The 20,775-nt window shown below is 67.1% G+C and carries 17 protein-coding genes and 1 tRNA gene; 10 read left to right on the top strand and 8 right to left on the bottom strand.

Annotated elements, in window-relative coordinates; translation table 11 throughout:
* The first annotated feature begins 35 nt into the window (after positions 1–35).
* From E0E30_RS08225 to E0E30_RS08265, 10 genes are read left to right on the top strand one after another with little or no spacing between them, the layout of a single operon-like run.
* Positions 36–233: a hypothetical protein gene (locus E0E30_RS08225; protein WP_130865850.1), complete on the top strand. Its 198-nt coding sequence runs from the start codon at positions 36–38 to the stop codon at positions 231–233.
* Positions 223–4,440, top strand: a complete 4,218-nt coding sequence (locus tag E0E30_RS08230) for a tape measure protein (RefSeq protein WP_130865851.1) — start codon at positions 223–225, stop codon at positions 4,438–4,440. Before E0E30_RS08225 ends, E0E30_RS08230 begins: the two co-directional genes overlap by 11 nt.
* Positions 4,437–6,284: a glycoside hydrolase family 78 protein gene (locus E0E30_RS08235; protein ID WP_130865852.1), complete on the top strand. Its 1,848-nt coding sequence runs from the start codon at positions 4,437–4,439 to the stop codon at positions 6,282–6,284. Before E0E30_RS08230 ends, E0E30_RS08235 begins: the two co-directional genes overlap by 4 nt.
* On the top strand, positions 6,281–7,459 hold the full coding sequence (locus E0E30_RS08240) for a hypothetical protein (RefSeq protein ID WP_130865853.1): 1,179 nt from the start codon (positions 6,281–6,283) through the stop codon (positions 7,457–7,459). The genes E0E30_RS08235 and E0E30_RS08240 overlap by 4 nt, the downstream gene beginning before the upstream one ends.
* Positions 7,456–9,453 (top strand): hypothetical protein, encoded by a 1,998-nt coding sequence (locus E0E30_RS08245; RefSeq protein WP_130865854.1) that lies wholly within the window; start codon positions 7,456–7,458, stop codon positions 9,451–9,453. Before E0E30_RS08240 ends, E0E30_RS08245 begins: the two co-directional genes overlap by 4 nt.
* A 7-nt stretch (positions 9,454–9,460) precedes the next feature.
* On the top strand, positions 9,461–9,829 hold the full coding sequence (locus E0E30_RS08250) for a hypothetical protein (RefSeq protein ID WP_210115801.1): 369 nt from the start codon (positions 9,461–9,463) through the stop codon (positions 9,827–9,829).
* 1 nt (position 9,830) lies between these two features.
* Positions 9,831–10,760 carry a peptidoglycan recognition protein family protein gene (locus E0E30_RS08255; RefSeq protein WP_167853919.1) on the top strand — a complete coding sequence of 310 codons (930 nt, stop codon included), beginning with the start codon at positions 9,831–9,833 and terminating at the stop codon, positions 10,758–10,760.
* Positions 10,757–11,050, top strand: a complete 294-nt coding sequence (locus E0E30_RS08260; RefSeq protein ID WP_210115802.1) for a hypothetical protein — start codon at positions 10,757–10,759, stop codon at positions 11,048–11,050. The genes E0E30_RS08255 and E0E30_RS08260 overlap by 4 nt, the downstream gene beginning before the upstream one ends.
* The gene (locus E0E30_RS13325; protein ID WP_167853840.1) at positions 11,047–12,306 is read left to right on the top strand and encodes a collagen-like domain-containing protein; all 1,260 of its coding nucleotides are present in this window, start codon (positions 11,047–11,049) and stop codon (positions 12,304–12,306) included. The genes E0E30_RS08260 and E0E30_RS13325 overlap by 4 nt, the downstream gene beginning before the upstream one ends.
* A 9-nt stretch (positions 12,307–12,315) precedes the next feature.
* Positions 12,316–12,810: a carbohydrate-binding protein gene (locus E0E30_RS08265; RefSeq protein WP_130865858.1), complete on the top strand. Its 495-nt coding sequence runs from the start codon at positions 12,316–12,318 to the stop codon at positions 12,808–12,810.
* A 116-nt stretch (positions 12,811–12,926) separates the two neighbouring features.
* On the opposite strand, the gene E0E30_RS13910 is transcribed toward E0E30_RS08265, so the two are convergent.
* The 8 genes from E0E30_RS13910 to E0E30_RS08305 form a co-directional block, all read right to left on the bottom strand.
* Positions 12,927–13,481, bottom strand: a complete 555-nt coding sequence (locus E0E30_RS13910) for a MucR family transcriptional regulator (RefSeq protein WP_130865859.1) — start codon at positions 13,479–13,481, stop codon at positions 12,927–12,929.
* On the bottom strand, positions 13,478–13,942 hold the full coding sequence (locus E0E30_RS08275) for a hypothetical protein (RefSeq protein ID WP_130865860.1): 465 nt from the start codon (positions 13,940–13,942) through the stop codon (positions 13,478–13,480). Before E0E30_RS08275 ends, E0E30_RS13910 begins: the two co-directional genes overlap by 4 nt.
* Complete coding sequence (locus tag E0E30_RS08280; protein ID WP_130865864.1) at positions 13,942–14,283, bottom strand: hypothetical protein; 342 nt, start codon at positions 14,281–14,283, stop codon at positions 13,942–13,944. The genes E0E30_RS08275 and E0E30_RS08280 overlap by 1 nt, the downstream gene beginning before the upstream one ends.
* A 62-nt stretch (positions 14,284–14,345) precedes the next feature.
* Positions 14,346–14,666: a hypothetical protein gene (locus E0E30_RS08285; RefSeq protein ID WP_130865865.1), complete on the bottom strand. Its 321-nt coding sequence runs from the start codon at positions 14,664–14,666 to the stop codon at positions 14,346–14,348.
* A gap of 398 nt (positions 14,667–15,064) precedes the next feature.
* A tRNA-Pro gene (locus tag E0E30_RS08290) sits at positions 15,065–15,140 on the bottom strand.
* A gap of 10 nt (positions 15,141–15,150) precedes the next feature.
* The gene (locus tag E0E30_RS08295) at positions 15,151–15,996 is read right to left on the bottom strand and encodes an alpha/beta fold hydrolase (protein ID WP_130865866.1); all 846 of its coding nucleotides are present in this window, start codon (positions 15,994–15,996) and stop codon (positions 15,151–15,153) included.
* Between the two features lie 54 nt (positions 15,997–16,050).
* Positions 16,051–19,356, bottom strand: coding sequence for a bifunctional lysylphosphatidylglycerol synthetase/lysine--tRNA ligase LysX (gene lysX, locus E0E30_RS08300; protein WP_130865867.1), 3,306 nt, complete (start codon positions 19,354–19,356; stop codon positions 16,051–16,053).
* Positions 19,357–19,410: 54 nt separating this feature from the next.
* Complete coding sequence (locus E0E30_RS08305; RefSeq protein ID WP_130865868.1) at positions 19,411–20,760, bottom strand: hypothetical protein; 1,350 nt, start codon at positions 20,758–20,760, stop codon at positions 19,411–19,413.
* Positions 20,761–20,775 lie beyond the last annotated feature (15 nt).

A 20,775-nucleotide genomic window follows, 5' to 3' on the forward strand; every position in this document is an offset into this window, starting at 1 on the left:
GCGCCGCCTGGGATGCCGCCACGTCCCTTACGGCCGTGCTGGTCGACCAGCTCAACCAGCTCTCGTGGGGTCTCGGCGGCGGGCGTGGCCCCGAACCCAAGCCGGTGTGGCGGCCGTGGGACGACGGCGACCGTAGGCAGACCGAGACGTTCCGTGGTGACTCGCTGACCCTCGCCGAGGCAGATGCCCTGGCGGCCCGATTCCGACCCCGAAAGGACCCAGATGGCCACTGAGCTCGCCCAAGGCTACCTGTCGTTGTCGGTCGGATTCGACGGGTCGCCCACCAAGCAGCTGAACGACTTCCTCGCTGGTGCCCAGCGGTCCGCCGACAGGGCCGGGAAGGCCATGGGGCGGTCGCTGTCGGCTGGGGTCCGTGATGGCGTGGAGCAGGCTCGGGCCGACACTGAGTCGGCGCGCAAGACGTTCGAGTCGGCCGAGCAGTCGGCCAAGCGCGCCTACTCGGCCCGCGAGAACGCAGCCAAGGCCGTCGAGATCGCCCAGGCCAAGCTCAATGAGACCCAGGCCAAGTACGCCGACGCGCTCGCCAAGGGGGCCGAGAAGTCCTCGGCCCTCCTGGCGGCCGAGGATCGGGCGGCTCGGGCCAAGCAGCGTCTGGCTCGAGCAGAGCTCGACGTCGCCGCTGCCGATCAGAAGCGCTCCGAGGCCGGTGGCAAGGTCACCGAGGCCATCGGCAAGCAGGAGGCCGCAGAGAAGAGGGCCGCCGACTCCCACCGTGGAGTGCTCGCCTCGATGCGCGACGGTCTGGCCGCGCTCCAGGCCAAGATGCCCAATCCGTATGCCTCCATGCCGGCCCAGGGCTCCAAGTCTGCCCAGGAGACGTCCGACAGGTTTGCCAAGACGCTGCAGCGCGCCAGCAGCAAGATGGGAACGACTCTCAAGAGTGGGCTGTCGGCGTCGTTCAAGGTCGCCGTCGGGTCCGCCGCCGCAGCAGCGGCCACGGGCGTCGGTGCACTCACCGCGACGGCTGGCGTGGCGCTGACGAAGGGATTCTCGCGCCTGTCGAGCATCGACCAGGCCACCCAGAAGCTCCGCGGTCTCGGATCGTCCGCCAAGGACGTCTCCCAGATCATGCAGGACTCGCTTTCCTCGGTGAAGGGCACCGCGTTCGGCCTGGATGAGGCCGCCACGACGTCGGCGATGATGGTGGCCACTGGGATCAAGCCCGGCCGCCAGCTGGCATCGGTCCTGCGCACCGTCGCCGACACCGCCACCATCGCCGGGATGTCGATGTCCGACGCTGGACGGATCTTCTCGTCGGTGGCAGCCCGAGGTAAGCTGCAGGGCGACGACATGATGCAGCTCACTAGCCAGGGCGTCCCCGTCCTGCAGCTGCTCAGCAAGCAGCTGCACAAGTCGACCGCCGACGTGTCGACCATGGTGAGCAAGGGCAAGATTGACTTCGCCACGTTCTCGGCCGCCATGCAGCAGGGCCTCGGAGGGTCGGCGAAGCAGTCTGGGCAGACGTTCACCGGGGCCATGAAGAACATCGGGGCCTCCCTGGGGCGCGTCGGCGCGAACTTCATGGGTGGGGTGTTCCCCAAGATGGCCCCGCTGTTCAACGGCGTCACGACCTCACTTGGCCCGCTGGAGGATGGCGCCAAGAAGGTGGGCAGCGCGATCGGATCGGTCCTCGGGCCCGCGATCGACAAGCTCACCCGCACGCTGTCCTCGGGCGGTGCCACGACAGCACTCAAGGGCCTCAGGGACGGCCTGGGTGGCCTGTACGACGTGCTCGTCAAGGGCGACTTCACGCAGCGGTTCGCCGATGCGTTCCACATGCAGGAGGATTCGGCGTTCACTGGCTGGCTCCTCGACGTCCACGACTCCATCGCTCATCTCGGCGACGGCGCCGCAGGTGCGAGGAAGAAGATCTCCGACGCCCTCGGTTCCCTCAAGCCGGTCGTCTCGGGTGTGTGGTCCGGGCTGTCCGGCGATGACGCCTTCAAGGGGGCCGACTTGGACGGCAAGCTGTCGCGATGGCAGCGACTCGGCGAGAAGATCCGTGGCGCCCTGAGTGAGGGCAAGCGGCTCCTGACCGATTTCTTCTCCTCGGTGACGACGTTCGTCAAGGGTGCCGGGGCTGCGCTCGGCCCGTTCCTGGGTGACCTGGTCAAGCTGGCTGGCGCCACGGCCTTGGGGGCTGTGGTCGGAGCCCTGAAGATCCTCACCCCGATGCTGCGTGACGTCGGGCGGTTCATGGCGCAGCACAAAAAGCTTGTCGGCTCGATCGCCGCCGGTCTGGTTACTTTTGCCGCAGGCTACAAGGCGGTCACCGTCGCCATGGACCTGTGGGCAGCTCGGACGAAGATCGTCGCCGCGGCCCAGGCGGCGCTCAACGTCGTCATGAACCTCAACCCGATAGGCATCGTCGTCGCGGGGATCGCCACTCTCGCCGCTGGCCTCATCTACGCCTACAGGCACTCCGAGACCTTCCGCAAGGGTGTCAACGCTGCGTTCTCGGGGGTCAAGAAAGCAGCAGTGGCCATCGGCCAGTGGTTCTCCGGGCCGTTCGTCGGCTTCTTCAAGTCGGCGTTCGGCTGGGTGGCCAAGGTTGCTGTCGGATTCTGGCACGGCATCGTCGCCACGTTCACGGCAATCCACAACGGTGTCCTGCGCATCGTCGAGGTCATGTGGGCCAGAATCAAGTTCGCCTTCACTCTCGGCAAGGGCATCATCCTGTATGTCGCCGACAGCATCAAGAGCGGTGTCATCACCATCTTCACCGGCATCAAGGATGGCGCGATTCGTGCCTTCACGGGCATGAAAGATGGCATCAAGAAGGTGTGGGACGCGGTCAAGTCGATCGTCAGCAAGCCCATCAGGTGGGTCATCGACACGCCGATCAACAAGGGCCTCATCGCTGCCGTCGCATCCGTCCAGAGGTTCTTCGGCGTCAAGAACCCGATGAAGCCGCTGTCGATCGCCGGATTCCGCGGCGGCGGTGTCATCCCCGGAAGCTTCGATCCAGCGCACCGCGACAATGTCCTTGGCCTGTCCATCGGCGGGGTCCCCACGGCCCGCGTCGAGCCGGGAGAATTCGTCGTCAACCGGCGCCAGACTGCCCGGAATCTGCCGCTGCTCCATGCCATCAACTCCGGCCTGCATGGCTACGCCGGGGGCGGCCTCGTGGGTGGCTCGGGGCGCTGGTCACAGGAGTTCGAGCGCCGCCTCATGGCTGTAGCTGCCTCGCTCAACGCAACCTTGCAGATCGCTCAGCGGGGCTTTCGCCCGGCTACGCCATGGTCTGGCACCTCTCACCGTGGCGATGCAGTCGACGTCGTCGGTGGTGCCGACCTGTGGAAGATCCGCGACGCTCTGCGCAGCCAAGGGATTGCCGCTTGGGTGCGCGGCCCGGCCCAGAAGTTTTCGTGGCATGTCCACGGCATCCCGCTGCCGGGGGCCGGTATCGCTCTCGGATCGGCTGTCTATCAGCAGCAGGCGTATCGCGCCGGCGGCGATGGTTTGCATGGCCTGACGGGAAAGGACCCCTACGACCGAGGCGGGTCGCGTCCCGGATGGCTCGGGCGGGCAGTCTCAGCCGTGATGAGCTGGGCGGACCAGCTGGCCGCGAAGGCCAAGGCGGCGTTCGGTGGCCTGGCCGACCCGATGGCGTTCGTGCGCTCGAAGCTGTCGGGGCTCTCATCGCAGATCAGTGGTCATCTCGGGTCCTCCGGGTGGGCGACGGCTTTGGCGGGCCTGCCCGGCAAGCTCGCCGGGGATGCGGTGGCGTGGGCGAGGGGCCTGTGGGACAAGCTCAAGAGGTCTGGCGCAGATGGCGGTCAGGCTGGTACTGCTGGCAACCAGGAATCGTGGCGGCCTATGGTCGCCCGAGCCCTGGCGGCCACGGGTATCGGTGGCGGACGCTCCGATGAGGACAAGTGGCTGCGCCAGATCATGACCGAGTCCTCGGGCAATCCCAAGCTCATCCAGTCGTCCGCCGTCTATGACGTCAACATCGCCCACGGCGATCCGGCGCGCGGCCTTGTCCAGGTGCCGAAGGTCACCTGGGACGACTTCGGCAAGGACATGGGGTCCTTCCTGCCGAACGTCTACAACCCCCTCAAGAACCTCATCGTCGGCATGCGGGCCGCCAATGCCCAGCACCGCAACTGGCGGGCCGTCATCGGCTACGGCCACGGATACGTCGGCGGCGGGACGGTGCCGTTCTCGCAGATCGCTGCCCTGTCCGAGGATGGTCGCCCCGAGATCGTCGTCGGCGCCCAGATGCGCAAGCTCAATGCTGGCTCGACGGTGTTCAACGCCCGCCAGACGGCCCAGATGCTCGGACGGCAGTCGTCCCCGTCGGTCCTGGTCGTCCGCGATGTCGACGACCAGCTCGTGGGGCGCATGTATGTCGAGGGCGCCAACGCCTTCGATGATCGGTGGGCCGATCTGGCCCGGACGGGAGCGGCAGCATGACGCACGTCACCCAGCGGGCCCAGTATTGTGCGTTCGTCGAGGAGGCTGCCCCGTCGGCGCGCAACTTCACCCGACACACCTACCTCCAGGTGTCAGGGACGTCCGGGAAGCGCTACTGGACGGTCCTGTGGTTCGCCAACCCTTTCCCGTCGACCGGGGCGAACGTCACCAAGGCTGTCCTCACGGTTCGGCTGCGTGCCAACACGAACACGAGCCATGCCATCACCGCCCAGCTCGCCGACAAGTGGGCGGCGTCGTTCTGGACCCTGGACTGGACGACGAAGCCCTCCGGCACGGGTCCACGCACCGATGCCACCCGCACGGGGGCTCTCAAGACCGGCGACCTGTGGCAGATCGATGTCACCGCACAGATGCAGCGCGTGGCTGATGGCCAGCGGTTCTACGGTCTGCTGCTGTGGTCCCCGCTGTCGGGCGACACCGTCACCATGGACGGCTCGGCGGGGGCGACGCCGACTCTCGACATCGACTGGTGGTCGAATCCGCTGCCCCCCACTGACATGTCGCCCACCTCCGGAGCCGTCGTGGGAACCCCCACTCCGACTCTGAGGTGGACGTTCTACGACCATGCGGGGCGCACCGACATTGCCACCTGTCAGGTGCAGACGGCGTCGACGCAGACCGGATTCTCCTCTCCGAGCTGGGACTCGGGGCAGGTGGCGACCACGCTGTGCCAGATGGAGACCTCGTCGGTCTCAGGGTGGCCCAAGCTCGCCGTCGGATCGCGGGTGTGGTGGCGGGTGCGAATCCAGGATGGATCTGGACTGTGGTCCGGATGGTCCGCACCGGCCAGCATGACCTATCAGTCGCTGCCGGTGGTCACACTCACGTACCCGTCGTCCTCGTCGCCGACCGTCACCGACCCCACGCCTCCGATCACCTGGACCGTTACCCCTGGGTCCGGCGGAGCCGTCACCCACTGGCGGGTCATCGTCTCCCGGTGGGATGGGGCGAGCCTGACGCAGATTGACAGCTCCGGGGTCATCTATACTTCGGCCACGTCGTGGACCCCGACGGTCCCCATGGCGTCATCCGGGCGGTATCAGGTGCTCGTGCAGGCATGGGATGGTCTGACACAACGGGTGGGGACGCCGGGATGCCCCCCTCGAGGCGAGGCGTCCGCCACTGTTTCCTATGCCCCGTCGGCCACGGTCTCCGGGGTGTCCAGTCTGACAGCCGATCAGGATCGCACGCGGCCCGAGGTGCGCCTGTCGTGGAGTCGATCCGAGCTGCCCGATGAGTGGATCATCTTGCGCGACGGCGTTCAGGTGGACCGAGTATCGGGTGCCACCTGGGGTTCGGTTGCTTCCGGTTTCGGTCGGTGGGTGTATGTCGCCTCGGGTCGTCACACTGTCGGTGTGCAGGCTGTCGTCAATGGCAAGGCATCGACTCCGACGCAGATCACGGTCGAGCGCGACCTGCAGGGCACCTGGCTCATCGACCCGGATACCGACGAGGCGGTCGGCGTCGTGGGCGACACCGATCACGACCTCAAGATGCCAGAGGTCTCCGCGAGCCTCGAGCCGCTCGGATCGCCCCGTGTCGTCGTCATCGTCTCGGCCCAACGAGGCTATGAGGGAACTGTCTCGGGGATGCTCGTGCCCCTGTCCGGGATCGCTGACACCCCTGACGTCTGGTCGCGTCGGCTCCTGGGATGGAAGACGCGCATCGGGCATCGGTTCCTGCTGGTCATCGAGGACCAGGTGCTCCCGGTCAACGTGTCGAACGTGCAGCTGTCGAGCGTCAACCGCAAGGCCGGACGCATGTGGCGGACCTCATTCGACTTCCACCAGATCGACCAGTTCCCCTTCGGCGGCGACGCATGATCGACCTCAAGCTGTCCGCCGACGACCTGGCCGCTTTCGAGGCTGGCCTGATCGTCGACCACAAGGTGCGGTTCCGGGTCGACGTACTCGACCTCGACCATCACATCATGGCCTCGGCCGACGATGGTGTCCTGTCCGGGCAGGTCGATGTCGACGTCGAGGCCGACGTTTCGCGTACCTGCACTCTCGAGCTGCGCGACCCCCAGAACCGTCTCAACCTCGACACCCAGGGTCCGGCCCAGGCGGCCCTCTACGCCGACCGCATGATTCGGGTCCATTACGGTGTCTGGTCCGAGCAGTTGCCCCGATGGGTCGATGTGCCCGTGTTCACGGGACCCATCACGAGCCTCAAGCGCAACGCCGACTCGATCTCCCTGTCCGCCCAGGGCAAGGAGTCGTTCCTCACCGTGCCGCAGTCGCGGAACTGGATCATCCCGGCCGGGGCTCGCAAGTCCGATGTCCTGTCCCGCGTCCTGACCGAGTCCGGCGAGCAGTTCACGTCGATCCCACGATGGTCAGACAAGATCACTGCGACCTGGCAGTGCCTGTCGAACGAGGCCCCATGGCCCAAGCTCCAGCAGCTGTCGTACACCCTGGCGTCCCGTGACGCCGGGACTGATCCTCTGCTGCACTACAACGGGATGGGGGTCTGCCAGCTCAAGAGCAACGTCAAGAAGCCCGCCTGGACGTTCCGGCGGGGCGTCGACATCCTCACCGAGCCTGACATCACCTCGGACGTCTCTGCGATCAAGAACTTCGTCGTTGTCTACGGGGGCACCCCAGCCGGGGCCAAGAAGGCGGTCTCGGCGACCGCGACACTTCCGGCCTCAAGCCCGTTCAGCCCCCAGAGTCTGGCCCGCAACGGCGTGCCGCGGTATCTGCGCGACGAGGTGACCAATACTGACATCACCTCGGCCAAGGACGCCAAGATCATCGCCCAGCGCAGGCTTGACGATCTGGGGTGGGCCTACGTGGACCTGGCCTTCGATTGCCTCGTCATCCCACACCTGGAACCCCGGGACATGGTGGCCGTCGAGGCTGGCGACTGGACGTGGCGGATGGCGCTCATGAAGTACTCGATCCCGCTGTCGGCCGATGGTCACATGTCCGTGAGCCGCCACACGCACGTACGCAAGGTCACGCGCCGCGTCCAGAACCCCAGGAGGCCTCGATGAGCATTCCCGGCAGGGTGTCCATGGTGACGACCGTCGAGGCCGGCGGTGTCGTCACTGGATGGTCTGGGGTCACCATGGCCATGGTCGATGCGTCCGGGCTCGCTGTCGATGCCGGGACCATCAGCCTCGATGGTGGTGTCACGACCATCGGCTACACCGATGTCACCTGGGGTGAGACCGACACTGACCCCGACCTGCTCACGACGGCCGTCTCGGCTCCGGCGGGCTGGGTGCCCGATGGCGGGGAGCAGTGGGCGCAGGTGTGGCCTCCGGCTGTCGACATCATCGCCGCCGTCCAGCTGTACGACGGCACCGATGTGCGCGCCATCGTCCCGCACTCGCTGCGAGCTGTCCTTCCTGACGGCAACCGTGACGACGACGAGGCCGAGTCGGTGACCGTCGACCTGCAGGATGGACGGTGGACCGTCACCGACGTCGTCGGACGCCGGGCCCAGATCCCCATGTCGGCGCTGTCGTCCGAGGTGACCGTGGCGATCGCGAGCGCCTCGGGCAGGAACACCAACACCTACTCCCTCAACTCGCCCGACGGGTCACCTGTCGGAAACCGCGGTGACGCCTGGTTCCAGCTCGACAGCAATGGCCACACCATCGGCATGTGGCACTCCGATGGCACCACCTGGCAGGCGGACACCATCGACGGCACTGCCCTGGCGAACTTGGATGCCGGCACCATCACGTCCGGGTCGCTGTCCGGTATCGACGTGTGGTCGCCGTCGCCAACGGCCCTCCCTCGGGTCCATGTGGGCAGTGCGACTGTTGAGGTTCTGCGTGATGACGGCGACGGCAGCGCCTACGCCTCAACGTCATTGGGCGGGGCCTCTGATGACCATCTGTTCATTTACGATGTCGCCGGTATCCCTGTGGCCGGTTTTGGCTCGGACGGCTCCGGTGTAGCTGGCGACATGGCGGTGAATGGGACGCTCACGGTTGCCGGAACTGACATTATGGATACTATTGCCGCACTGCCGCAGGGCATTGTTTTCAGGCAGAAACTCGGATCGACATCGTCGCTGAATAATCTCCAGTTCGGAAATACTGAGCTGGGCTTGCTGGAGTTTGATACTCCTTTGCACGCCGGGCGTGTCTATCGGTTCGTGGTGCAGGGTGGTGTGTGGACGAGCGCGGCAGATCAGATCTACTTGCGTCTGAGGATGACGTCTGATGTCGGTGGGGCTCCGTCGCCTGTGACGACTGGCGCAGCGCAGCTCGACATGATGTCAACCAAGGCGCCGGGCGGAAACACTTACACATATTGGGAATCCATTCTTCCGGTGCAGCAGAATGACACTACCGTGCGGCTGCTGCTGTCAGCGCACATGAACACGTTCGGCGTATACGGCCGCTTCTCGTCTACCGACACCCACATGGCGAATATCTATCTGGAGGATATGGGGTCGTACGGGTCGTGGGGGGACGGGCAGGAGAATCAGGGCGGTGGCACGCCGTACGGGTCGTCCTCGGCCGGCACAGCTCCCACAGGTGCGGCGGTGCAAACCTACACCAGGCGATGGAACGCCGCCTACACCCGCACATGGCAGGGATCGACTGTCGTCACCTCCGATCTACAGCAGGGCTCCTATGGCGGGACCCGGCGATACTCGGTGCTCCTGTGGGGCGGTGCGCCGTCGACTGAGCTGTCATCCGGTGGCGTGCATATTTCACGTATGCGGCTGTATTTACGGAATACTCACTGGTACTATTCGGCCGGCGGATATGCGCGGATCGGGCACTACGATGACACCTCCCTCCCATCCTCGCCGCAAACCTCGGGCGGCGGGGCATTCACGACCTCCCTGTGGGGTGTGGGGGCTGCAAGGTGGGTTGACATCCCGTCAGGTTGGTGGTCTGGTATCGCGAACGGAACCATTCGCGGCTTCACTCTGGGTGAGGGTGCGGGGACGGATTTGACCTATTTCGGGCGCTTCTCGAACGCTCCGTCTGATGTCAGTCTTGAAGTCACCTACACCAAGTGAGGCGCTCATGAGTCCAATGATTCCGATTCCTCCGCCTGATCAGTGGGACGACATCATCACGGCATTCGGCGGCGTCCTGGCCGCCCTGGCGGCGCTCGTCGGTGCCCTGTGGTCCGGCTACAGGACGCGTATCGAGGTGCGGGAGATGCGCGGGAAGCTCGACTCGGAAACGTCACCGGATCACGGGTCGAGCCTGCGTGATTCGGTCGACAGGATCGAAGCGAGGATCGGCGAGATGCGGGACACACAGCGTGGCATGGCCCGCGACATCGGCCGTCTGGGCAGCGCAGATCAGCGGATCGAGCAGACAGCAGACCACATTCATGAGGACATTCGTCGCCGCCTGGAGCGGCTTGAGGACACGAGGAGTAGATGACATGGCGACACCATTGACAGCTGATCAGCAGCTGGCCGCATATCGTGCGGCCGGTGTGACGATCAGGGAAGTGCCTGGATGGCGCGATAGGGGCATGTGGCGTATCCCGGCGAAGGGTTGGGAGCCGCATGGTGTGGTGATTCACCACACCGCCGGGGGGCTCGGTTCCCGTAGCGTCACCGAGTATATCTCGGACATTATCAACGGCGACCCGGCATGCCCGGACAAAGCAAACGTTGTCATCGACCCTGACGGGGTCCTGTGGGTGAATGCGGCCGGACGGGCGAACCACTGTCTCCAGTATTCCGACAAGGCATGGAGTGGTTGGCTGCACGAAACGTTCCCATTCGCGAGTAGCGTGAATTGGCGCGGCTCGAGGCAGAACGCCAACAAGTACACGTACGGGGTGGAGTGCATTGCGGCCGGTGCGCCGAACGCGAAGCAGCAGGAGACGGCGGCACGGTGGGCGGCTGCTATCTGTCGTGCTCATGGCTGGTCTGCCGGGTCGGTGTGCGGTCACGGCGAGGTCGCCGACGATAGGGACTGGTCTGATCCGGGCCTTGACATGGGGGCGTTTCGTAAGCGGGTTGCGGCGATTCTCGGCGGCGCATCCACGGCGTCAACGTCCACGACATCCACGTCCAACACATCCACTACATCCAGTGTATCCACGAGTGAAGGAGAACTCACCATGAGCCAGTACAGCGACATCATGTCGCGCCTTGAGGACATTTACCGTGCTGCCGGCGAAGGCCGTGCAGCCGCGATCCGCGCCGAACGGAAAATCGACGCGCTGCCGAAGACGTTCCTGTCGGCTATCACGTGGGGCAAGAAGGAGAACAATCTCGCCCGGCTGTTGACGCGGGTTTCCGCGTATGTGGGCCGCGAGGGTGTCGACTGGGATTTCGACAGCACGAAGAAGGCGGCATGATGACTGAGACGCAGCGTAAGGCCCTGTACGGGGTGGCCACAGCGGTCCTGGCGGCGCTGGGTGCGTGGGGTCTCATCGACGCACCGACTCAGGGGTCCATCGCCCAGGTGGTGGCGTCGGCCCTGACTCTGGCGTCGATGGTGGCGCCGCTGGTGGCACACAGGCACACCCCGTCCCCGGCGTCGGAGGTGGCTCCGACGGTGCCTGCTGCTGTGGCGGGTGAGGTCGACCCGGATGTCGAGGTGCCCGACCCGGAGCCTCAGCATGCTGACGTGGGTGACGTGTCGTGACCACACCCAGCGTGGAGCCGGCCCTCCCCACACCGGACTACGCCTACGGCTACGTGGTGGCACGCGCCATCCGGGCAGTGGGAGACATGACCCCGCAGGGCGACGAGTACCCCGATGGGCCGCCCATCACCATGCCTGGGGCGGTGACTTTTGCGCCACTGGAGCCGGGCAGGATCATCCGTGAGGGCGCCCCGGAGCCGTCGATCCGCTCCGTCCACGAGGCGGTCCGCGCCGATCTGGACGATGCCGGGTATCTGTCGATCCAGGGCCAGCGTGGCGTATGGCTGTGGACCGGCCGGTGGAGGGTGACGTTTGCCGCCTCGCTGGGGTGGGATCCGATCGAGATCGTGGTGACGACCGGGCACACTCGTCAGGCCCCGCTGGATTTGTGGGCGGCTGTCGGATATGTGCCTGAGGGGCCGTCGACGCAGCTGGTGACTCTGCTGGTGCCGGCGTCGGTGGCTGACGGTGATGTGCTCATCCGATCCGGGGATCACGTGGATGGTGTGCCACAGGCCACGTTTGCGGGGCCTGCTGGTCCGGCTGGCCCTGAGGGTCCTGCTGGTCCTGCGGGTGAGGCTGGCGCGACCGGTCCTGCCGGTCCTGCCGGCAGGGACGCTCCGGTGCCCAGCACGATCCAGACGACTGTCTCCACGGTGGATACCGGGAATCCTGCCACCGCGAGTTTTTCTGGCGCATGGCCCAATCTCACGTTGGCGTTGGGTCTGCCGCGTGGCGTCACGGGTGCCACCGGCCAGCCGTCCCCGTACATGGGTGTCGGGCAGGGGCGTCCGGATATCACGTCTACGCTGGATTCGTCTGGTCAGTCGTGGGTGCAGGCTGCGCCGGTGGGTGCTATGTGGTGCTCGACTGATGGGGCTGGTGTGGGTGCGTGGCAGTGGCAGCGTATCGGCACGGGCTGGGAGGTGGTCCTAGTGGACACCGGCTGGCGCAGCATTAAAATCAGAAATGTGGTAGATGGCGGGAGTATGATAGCGAAACGACTCAATGGCGCTATTTATGTCGTTTGGGAGTCATTGACAATGTCAGGATCTATTAACCAGATCGTTCCCGGGACAGCTAATCAATTCCTAAAGAATGGAATAAAATTTAATGCTATTTGCGTAAATGGTTCCATGACCTTTTACGGAAACGGATATGTCGACATCGTCGCGGGCAAAAATCTGTCGGGTACTGCTGTTTTCCCGGCTCCGCCTGTGGCACTGATGACCACCCTCCCAGGAACAGCCGCATAAGGAGCACACATGACAACCGCAATCACCGACCCAACCACCCTGTCGGACACCGACCTGCAAGACACCCTCCGAGCCCTCTACAACGAATCCAACCGGCGACAAGCCATAGCCGATATTCCCAAGCAGATCGAGGACGCCACCACCCGCTATCAGGATGCGTCCGGTCTTGCAGCGAAGCGCGCCCAACGCTCGGACGGGTCGTGGCCGGAATGGGTCCAGCCGTCCGGTGCCCTCGACACCTACGGGCAGGGTGACCACACCGCCCACAGCGGCAAGACATGGGTGTCCACCGTGGCGCACAATGTGTGGGAGCCCGGCGTGTCCGGCTGGCGCGAGGAAACTGCTGACGGCACACCGGCAGCTTGGTCCCAGCCGACCGGTGCACACGACGCCTACAAGACCGGCGACAAGGTGACGTACAGGGGCCACGTGTATCAGTCCACCATGGCCGCCAACGTGTGGGCGCCGGACGCCTACCCGCAAGGCTGGCGGCTCATCTCCTGAGGTGTATGATCGGATCATCCCGCTAGAGCCAACCCGCTGAGAGCAGCAAGAGGGCTCACCCCCGGTCACGTATGGAACTGAATCCTGCGTGACCGGGGGTCATTTTGTCATCCCCATCACCTGCCCGGATAGCGGCGGAGTCGCTGATGCACGCCAGCAGCCGACAGGCCGACAGCCCTGGCAATCGCCGCCGCCGAAACACCGTCACGGGCCATGAGCCGCCGAGCACGATCAGCCCACCCCGGCAGATCAGTCAGATCACCTAGCTCGGCCACCTGCTCACCGGTCAGCTCCACCCGTCGCGCAGCCGAGGCCTCCATGCGGCGGGCGACCAGCTCAGCCCTCCACCTGCCACCCGCTGTCGATGATGCCCTCGCCCGATCCGGGTCGCGGTGCTCAGCCAGTACCTCCAGATGGGCATCACGGTGGGTCTGCCATGCCGTACTCATCCGCCCCCGCACAGTGCGGGAGACCAGCGGCGTCCCGGTGGACAGCCCATGCCTGTCCCGATACACAGCGCCGGTCATGCCATGGGCCTGCGCCACATGCGTCGCCAGATGATCGTAGGTGCGGCCACACTCATGGCAGATGAGGCGGCCGTCATCGTCAGTGTCGAGGATCCCGTACCGTCCATGGCTGTCGGCCGATCCATAGGCTGGTCGACCAGTCATGGCAGGTCGCCCCGACCATCGGTGACATGCACCCCGACCTCAGCCCAGCCGTCGACCGAGTGCGGCAGATCGTCGGCCCACCAGCGCGCCACCGCATACTCGAGGGCCACATCGGCGGCCACCGACAGACCGGCCAGCCGCTCCAGCACTGCGGCTGCGGCGTCGTCGTCGGCGATGTCGCCGACCCGGCGGGCATCGTAGAGGGCGGCGGCCATGAGGCCCATCGTCGTGGGCACTGCCGCCGTCGGCATCGTGCCCATCGTGGAGGCGGCGATGAGATGCAGCTCATCGAGTGTCCAGGACTGCCTAGACAGCTCCACCTGCTGCACTGTCTGCCACATCCACAGCTCGCTCATCACCGACCGGGCCAGCCGTGTCGGCTCGCACCGCAGTGCCGCCCGGCCTGCCACCCAGTCAGCGAGGTCGGCCGGGACAGCGGCATGGATCGTCGGGGATGCCATCAGTCGTCCTCCTCGTCGTGGTCGGGGTCGACAGTGGACAGGATCGCGTGGATACGGGCCGACTCAGCTGCGGTGAAGCCGGCATCGAGGAAGGACAGGCCGTCTCCAGTGCCGTCCCCGCTGTCGACATACCGCTCGATGGTCCAGGTGTACCCGGCGGCGTCGGCGCTGATGTCGCCCGCCAGGTACCAGTGCAGATCCTCGGTGCTACCGGCCAGGGCGCGGTCGAAGATGAGGTACGCCGTCGCTACTGCGGGGTCCTCTCCCGCCAGGAGCCGGCGCCCGAGGCCCCTCATCTGCTGGAGTGCTGCGCGCCCCTGGGTGGTGGTCGTGTCGATCATGTCAGTGTCCTCTCTAGGGGTGGCCCGGGGCGTCCATGCCCCGGGCCGGTCGGGTTGGTGTGTCAGATCGTGTGGCGCTGGAGGATGGCGGTCACATCAATGGTGTCGAAGAGCTCACCCAGTGTCTCCCTCTCGTCCTCGCTCAGGTCGGGGGAGTCGACCGGGCCGACGACCTCGGCATTCTTGAGCAGGGACCATTCGGGCCGGACCGCTGCCAGGGCCTCACAGCAGGACTCGTAGTAGTCGCCATTGGCGGCATCCATGTCAAAATCGCCGGCGAAATCTCCGGCGCAGTCCGTCAGGTCGAATGGATCCAGCTCCGTCAGGTGCCCATCGCTGCTGGTGAGTGAGCTGACATTGCTGGTGATGATATGCTCGGTCATGTCAGAGTCTCCATCTCTGTCCGTGCCCCCGGGAGTGCCAGCTCCGTGGGGGCTTTGTCTTGCTGACATCACTAATACTGGCACACCCTGCCTCAACATGCCAGAATCGCTCACCCAAAGTGAGCGTTTCCCTGTGACTAGGGCAAACACATCACACCGCCAAGCCAAGCACCCCGGGCGCTGCCACCGGCCTCGATACCCCCATGCCGTATCCGGCCCGGTACAGGATGGGTACAGATCCCACCCGACCAGGACCACATCACCCCTAGTCGCCGTCGTACCCGGTACGACGCACGACACACCACGACTGCACACGACCGCACACACTGCGCACCCACCGGGGGCACCAGAAGGGCCACCCCACTAGCAGTGACGCTGGCAAGATGGCCCTGACAAGGTGGTCGGGGCGACAGGACTCGAACCTGCGGTCTCCTGCTCCCAAAGCAGGCGCGCTAGCCACTACGCTACGCCCCGGTCGACCGGCTCAGTCTAGTCGAGCCGGGACGAGCGAGCGAACCGCGTCGGCGATGGCGTCGGGCCGGTCGAGCATCATGAGGTGCCGGGAGTCCTCGACGACCCGCGCCGTCCCGCCCAACAACCTCGCGAGCCGCGCCTGGTCCGGACCGTACTCGTCGGACCCGCTGGAGGCGGTGAGAACGATGGTCGGCGTACCCGGCCACGGGTGCGCGCACCGTTCGGCCATGAGGTCCCATGCCTGGCGCTCGTAGGCGAGGGTCTCGGCGGTCGCCATGGCCAGTGACCTGGGGTCGGCGTACACCTTGGTCAGCCGGCTGCCCCCGATGAAGTCGAGCACCCGCCCGGTCGACCACGTCGACTCCAGGTCCGTCCCGATCCGCACGACCGCGCCGCCGAGCCCGGTGAGCGCCTGGGCGGCACGCGCCGCCAGACGATGCAGCACTCCCCCACCGATCGGTCTGGGCTCGTGGGTCGGCCACTCGACCGAGGGGTCGACGAGCACCAGCCCGCGCACCAGTTCGGGCCGGCGGCGCGTCATCGCCTCGGCGTGGAAGGCGGCCATCGAGTGAGCCACGAGGACGACCGGCACGCCGAGGGCCTCGATCAGCCCGAGCCCGGTCTCCACCTCGTCGTCCAGGGTCGGCGCCCGTCCGGGCCAATCCGTCCCACCCATCCCGGGCCGGTCGTAGCTCACGACGTCGAATCCGTCGAGCCTCGGCAGCAGATCGCCCCAGAACTCCATCGACAGGGCAGCACCGGCCAGCAGGACGACCGTCGGCCCACTGGCGTGACGGCGTCGCACATGGATCTGACGGTCCCCCACCGTCATGACCAACCCGACCGGCTCGACCATCCCGTCCCTCCTCGTCCGTGCAGAACCCGTGCGGTGCACCCGTTCGGGAGGGCCTCAGTTCCGGCGCGGCTTGACCAGCGGGAAGGCGATCGTGTCGCGGATCGAGGCCCCCGTCAACATCATGACCAACCGGTCCAAACCCATGCCCATGCCACCCGAGGGCGGCATGGCGTACTCGAGGGCCTCGAGGAAGTCCTCGTCGAGTTCCATGGCCTCCGGATCGCCGCCGGCGGCGAGCAGGGACTGCGCGGTGAACCGCTCCCGCTGGATGACCGGGTCGACGAGCTCGGTGTAGGCCGTGGCCACCTCGGACCCCAGAACGATGAGGTCCCACTTCTCGGCCAACCGCGGGTCGTCCCGGTGCTGACGGGTCAGCGGGGAGACATCGGTCGGGAAGTCACAGAAGAACGTCGGCTCGACGGTGAGGTGCTCCGACAGGTGCTCGTGCAGTTCGATGACGACGTCACCGCGCGACCACTTGGGTCCCACCGCGATCCCGAGCCGCTCGGCGTGCCGGATCAACTCCTCGCGCGTGGTGTCGGCGGTGACCTCCTCACCGAGCCCTCGCGAGATCCCCTCGTTGACGGTGATGACCCGCCACTCGTCGGCCAGGTCGAACTCGTGGTCGACGCCGTGCCGGTCCTTCCCACGGATGACCGTCCCGCCGGTCGCTGCCCGCGCCGCGGCGAGGATCATCTCCTGGGTGAGGTGGCGCATCTGGGTGTAGTCGCCGTACGCCTGGTAGGCCTCGAGCATGGTGAACTCGGGATTGTGGGTGGCGTCGGCCCCCTCGTTGCGGAAGTTCCGACCGATCTCGAAGACCCGGTTGACCCCGCCGACCATGAGCCTCTTGAGGTAGAGCTCCGGGGCGATCCGCAGGTAGAGATCGAGGTCGTAGGCGTTGATGTGCGTCCGGAACGGTCGGGCGTTCGCACCGCCGTGGATCGTCTGGAGGATGGGCGTCTCCACCTCGAGGAAGTCGTGGCCGAGCAGGGTCTCGCGCACCGCCCGGATCGCGTTCGACCGCGACGCCAACTGGACCCTCGCCGAGGGGTTGACGATGAGGTCGAGGTAGCGCTGGCGCACCTTGGCCTCTGGGTCGCTCAGGCCCGTGTGCCGGTCGGGCAACGGCCGCAGCGACTTGGCCGACAGACGCCACTGGTCCGCCAACAGTGACGGCGTCCCGTTCCTCGAACTGCCACGACGTCCGGAGATGACGAGGTGGTCGCCCAGGGAGACGTCCGTGGCGAACCTCACCAGCGACTCGGCCCCGACGAAGCGTTCCTCGAGCAGGACCTGGCACACTCCCGTCCAGTCCTCGAGGTCGATGAAGACGACTCCACCGTGGTCGCGGATGCCGATGGCCCGGCCGCTCACCGACATCACCGTCCCGTCGGCCGCACCGGCGACCTGGCCCGGCCGGTGGTCGGGATGGCAGTCCGGCGGGTAGGCCTCGCCGCCGGCGTCGATGATGCGCTCGCGGGTGTCCATCCGGGCGCGCACCTGCTCGGGGAGCCGGCGAGCCGGCACCAGGGCCGGGGTCGACCGGGACTCGAGGAAGGCCGCGATCTCCGGATGCCCCTGGACCGAGTAGATCGGCTGGGGAGGCGGATCGACCGGGTAGATCCAGCGCGGGATGTCGACCTGACCCTCGGCCACACCCATGGCCAGTCCCACCTGGGCCAGGTCTGCGGCGTCCCCGAAGTTGAGGTATCGGGTCTGCCAGGAGGGCTGGTACTTGACGTTCGAGCGGTACAGCTGCTCGATCTGGAACCACCGCGAGGCCGCCCCGATGAGACGCCGGTTGAGCCGCTGCACCGGGCTGGCGCCCACCCGCGATCCTTCCTCGATGGTCTCGCGGAAGACGGCGAAGTTGAGCGAGACCCGGCGGATGCCCATCTCACGACCGGCATTCATGAGGCCGACGACCATGAGCTCGGTGACACCGTTGTCGGCCCCGTCGACGTCCCGCCTCATGACGTCGAGGGACAGACCGTCGTTGCCCCAGGGGGCGAAGGAGAGGATGCCAGCAGGACGCCCGGCGCGCGGGCCGTCCTCGGGGTAGAGGGCCTCGACCATGACGCAGCGTCCGTCGAGCGGGTCACCCAGGCGGGACAGGGCCATCGAGAAACCACGCTCGTCGCCGTTCTGACGCCACTTCTCGGTGAGCTCGATGAGCTCGGCGAGCTCCTGGTGCCCGATCTCGTCATGGCGGCGCACCCGGGTGGTGTAGCCGAGCTTGCGCAGCCGGTTGACGGTGTGGCGCACCGAACGGATCTCGGGCGCCTCGAGGTCGAAGGACTGCGGCGACAGGACGGCCTCGTCGCCGATCCGCATGGTGCGCAGTCCGGCCCGTTCCCAGGCGACGGCTCCGGCCTCCGAGGTGCCGACGACCGCCGGGATCCATCCATAGGCATGGGCGAGATCGATGAAGGCGTCGATGGCCCCGGGCCACTGGTTCACCGGCCCCACCGGGTCGCCGGCGGCCAGGGCGACGCCGAGTTCGGTCCGGTAGCACACGGCGGCCCCGTGGTCGGGGGCGAAGACGACGGCCTTGTCACGACGCAGGGCGAAGTATCCCAGGGAGTCGGCCGGATTCTCGTCGAGCAGTCGGCGCAGGCTGAGCTCGTCGTCCAGGGTCATGACGGCGATGTTCCGCTGGCTGCGCAGCAGGACGAGCAGGGCGACGACGACCACCACCGCCATGAGGAACCCGACGAGCGACTGGATCCACCCCGGGGAGCTCGGGCCGGTCGGGGCCGTCGTGCCGGACCCGCGGACGATGCGCATGACGAGCGCGGCCAACCGGTTGCGAGGGCGCCCGGCACCTCCGGTGGCCCACACGGCCACCCACCCGATGGCCGCCGTGGCGACCAGACCGCCGACGAGCACCGCCAGTGCCCGACCGATGTTGGCCCGGGCCGTGCGGGCCCGGAAGAGCTTGCGCTGCGTGATGAGCGCGGTGAGGATCCACCCGATGGACACCGTGTTGAACAGGTAGGCGCCGAGCTGGACGTCGGTGACGGCGTCGGTCGGCTCGCCGAGGGCGACGTCGATGACCAGGACGATGAACAGCGAGATCGACACGATCCAACTCAGCGCGAAGTACACCAGGCAGAACCACCAGGCGATGTACTTGCGCCGTCCCAGGGAGAACCCGAAGACGACGAGCAGCACCGCCGTCACCCAGCCCGCCTCGTCGATGGGGAAGACGAGGACCGAGAAAAGGGTCGTCAGCATGTCGACCCACCACGTGTGGCGGAACAACAGGTGGAGGATGAGCAGGACGGCACCGATGCCCATGAGCCGGGGGATGACGATTGCCGCGCCTCTGTTCCTGCGTGCCTGAGTCGAAGTCACGGTGCTACCTTGCCACCAACGAGTAGGCAATCGAGAGTCGCGTCATCGCTGGACTCACCACGTGAGGAGCGCGAGGACCTCGTCGTCGAGGTGGTCGGCGGCCAGCAGACGCCGTGCGGCCCGCCCTCTCGCGACGCCGACCGCCTCCCCGAAGGCCCGCGCCCGGGGCGGCCAGGCAGCGGTGATGGCCGAGGCCCACGCGGTGCGGGCGATGTCGAGGCGGCCCCCTCTGTCGACCAGCGCGGTCGGGTCGACGGCGGGGACGGCCTCGCCCAGCAGCCAGACGGCGTCGAGCGCCCGGCGTGTCTGCTCCGGGGTGCGACGCCCCGGTCCCCAGAGGGCGCGCTCGGACCGCACGAGCGGATCGGTCCGCCGGCCTGCTTCGGCGGACCGACCGTCGCTCCCCGCTGGATCCTCCCGCCCGGAGGTCAGCGCCAGGCTCGCCGCGAGGGCACGGGCCATGACCGCCCCGGGACGATCGGTCGGGAGCGCGGCGACCGCCCGACCACCCTCCTCCCAGAGGTCCGCATCGTCGAGCCGCCATCCCAGGTGGCAGGCCGCGCAGGCGGCGAAGAAGTCGACATGCGGGCGTGCCAGGAGGTTCTCGACGATGTCGACGGCGACCTCGAGGCCGTCCTGACCCACCAGTCCCCGGGACGCCGCCCAGACCACGAGCCAGGCAGCGGCCCCACGCGTCCGTCTGGGGTCGGCCCCGTCGACGACCTCCCTGGCCCGCATCCCCACCTGGTGGGCCAGGGTGGGAGCGGCTCCGACGTCGAGGAGCACGTCACCGGGGGCCCGGCGCACCTCGAGCAGGTGACGTCCCACCGGAACGGCGACCGCCGGACTGGGCATCGCGACGCCGTCGAGGACGATCCCGGCATCCTCGTCCTCGACGTCGACCGTCTCGCCGATCTCGACGACGAGCGACTCGGGAAGCCACGCCGGCAGACCGGCCCGTGCCTCGGCCAGGTCGTCGACGATCTCGCCGCGCCACATCGACAACAGCGGGCGCCGATCGCTGAGGGTGGCGGTCCGGCCCCACAGGCTCACCCCGGTGTCGACGAGTCGACAGGCCCCGGCGATCTGCGACCACACGAGCAGGCCCTCGTCGACACGGGCCACGACCCGGCCGACGGCTCCGGCCGGCCAGGCCTGCACGGGGTCGTCCAGGTCGAAGCGCCAGGTGGGCCCCGGCACGCTGAGCGCGTCGTCGGCGGGGTGTCCCTCGTCCACCTTGAGGACGACCCGCAGGCTCGGCGTCGGTTCCATGGAGACACGCGCGGTGAGCCGGGCCCCGGCCGGGTGGGCCCAGCGTGTCACCCGTTCGCCGAACTCGGTGCCGTCGTCGAGGAGCTCCCACGGATCCGGGGCCTCGACCCAGGAGGTGCGCTCGGTCCACATGGTCAGTGTCTACTC

Origin of the sequence: Acidipropionibacterium timonense, from assembly GCF_900605005.1 — a bacterium.
In the GTDB taxonomy this organism is placed as follows: Bacteria; Actinomycetota; Actinomycetes; order Propionibacteriales; family Propionibacteriaceae; genus Cutibacterium; species Cutibacterium timonense.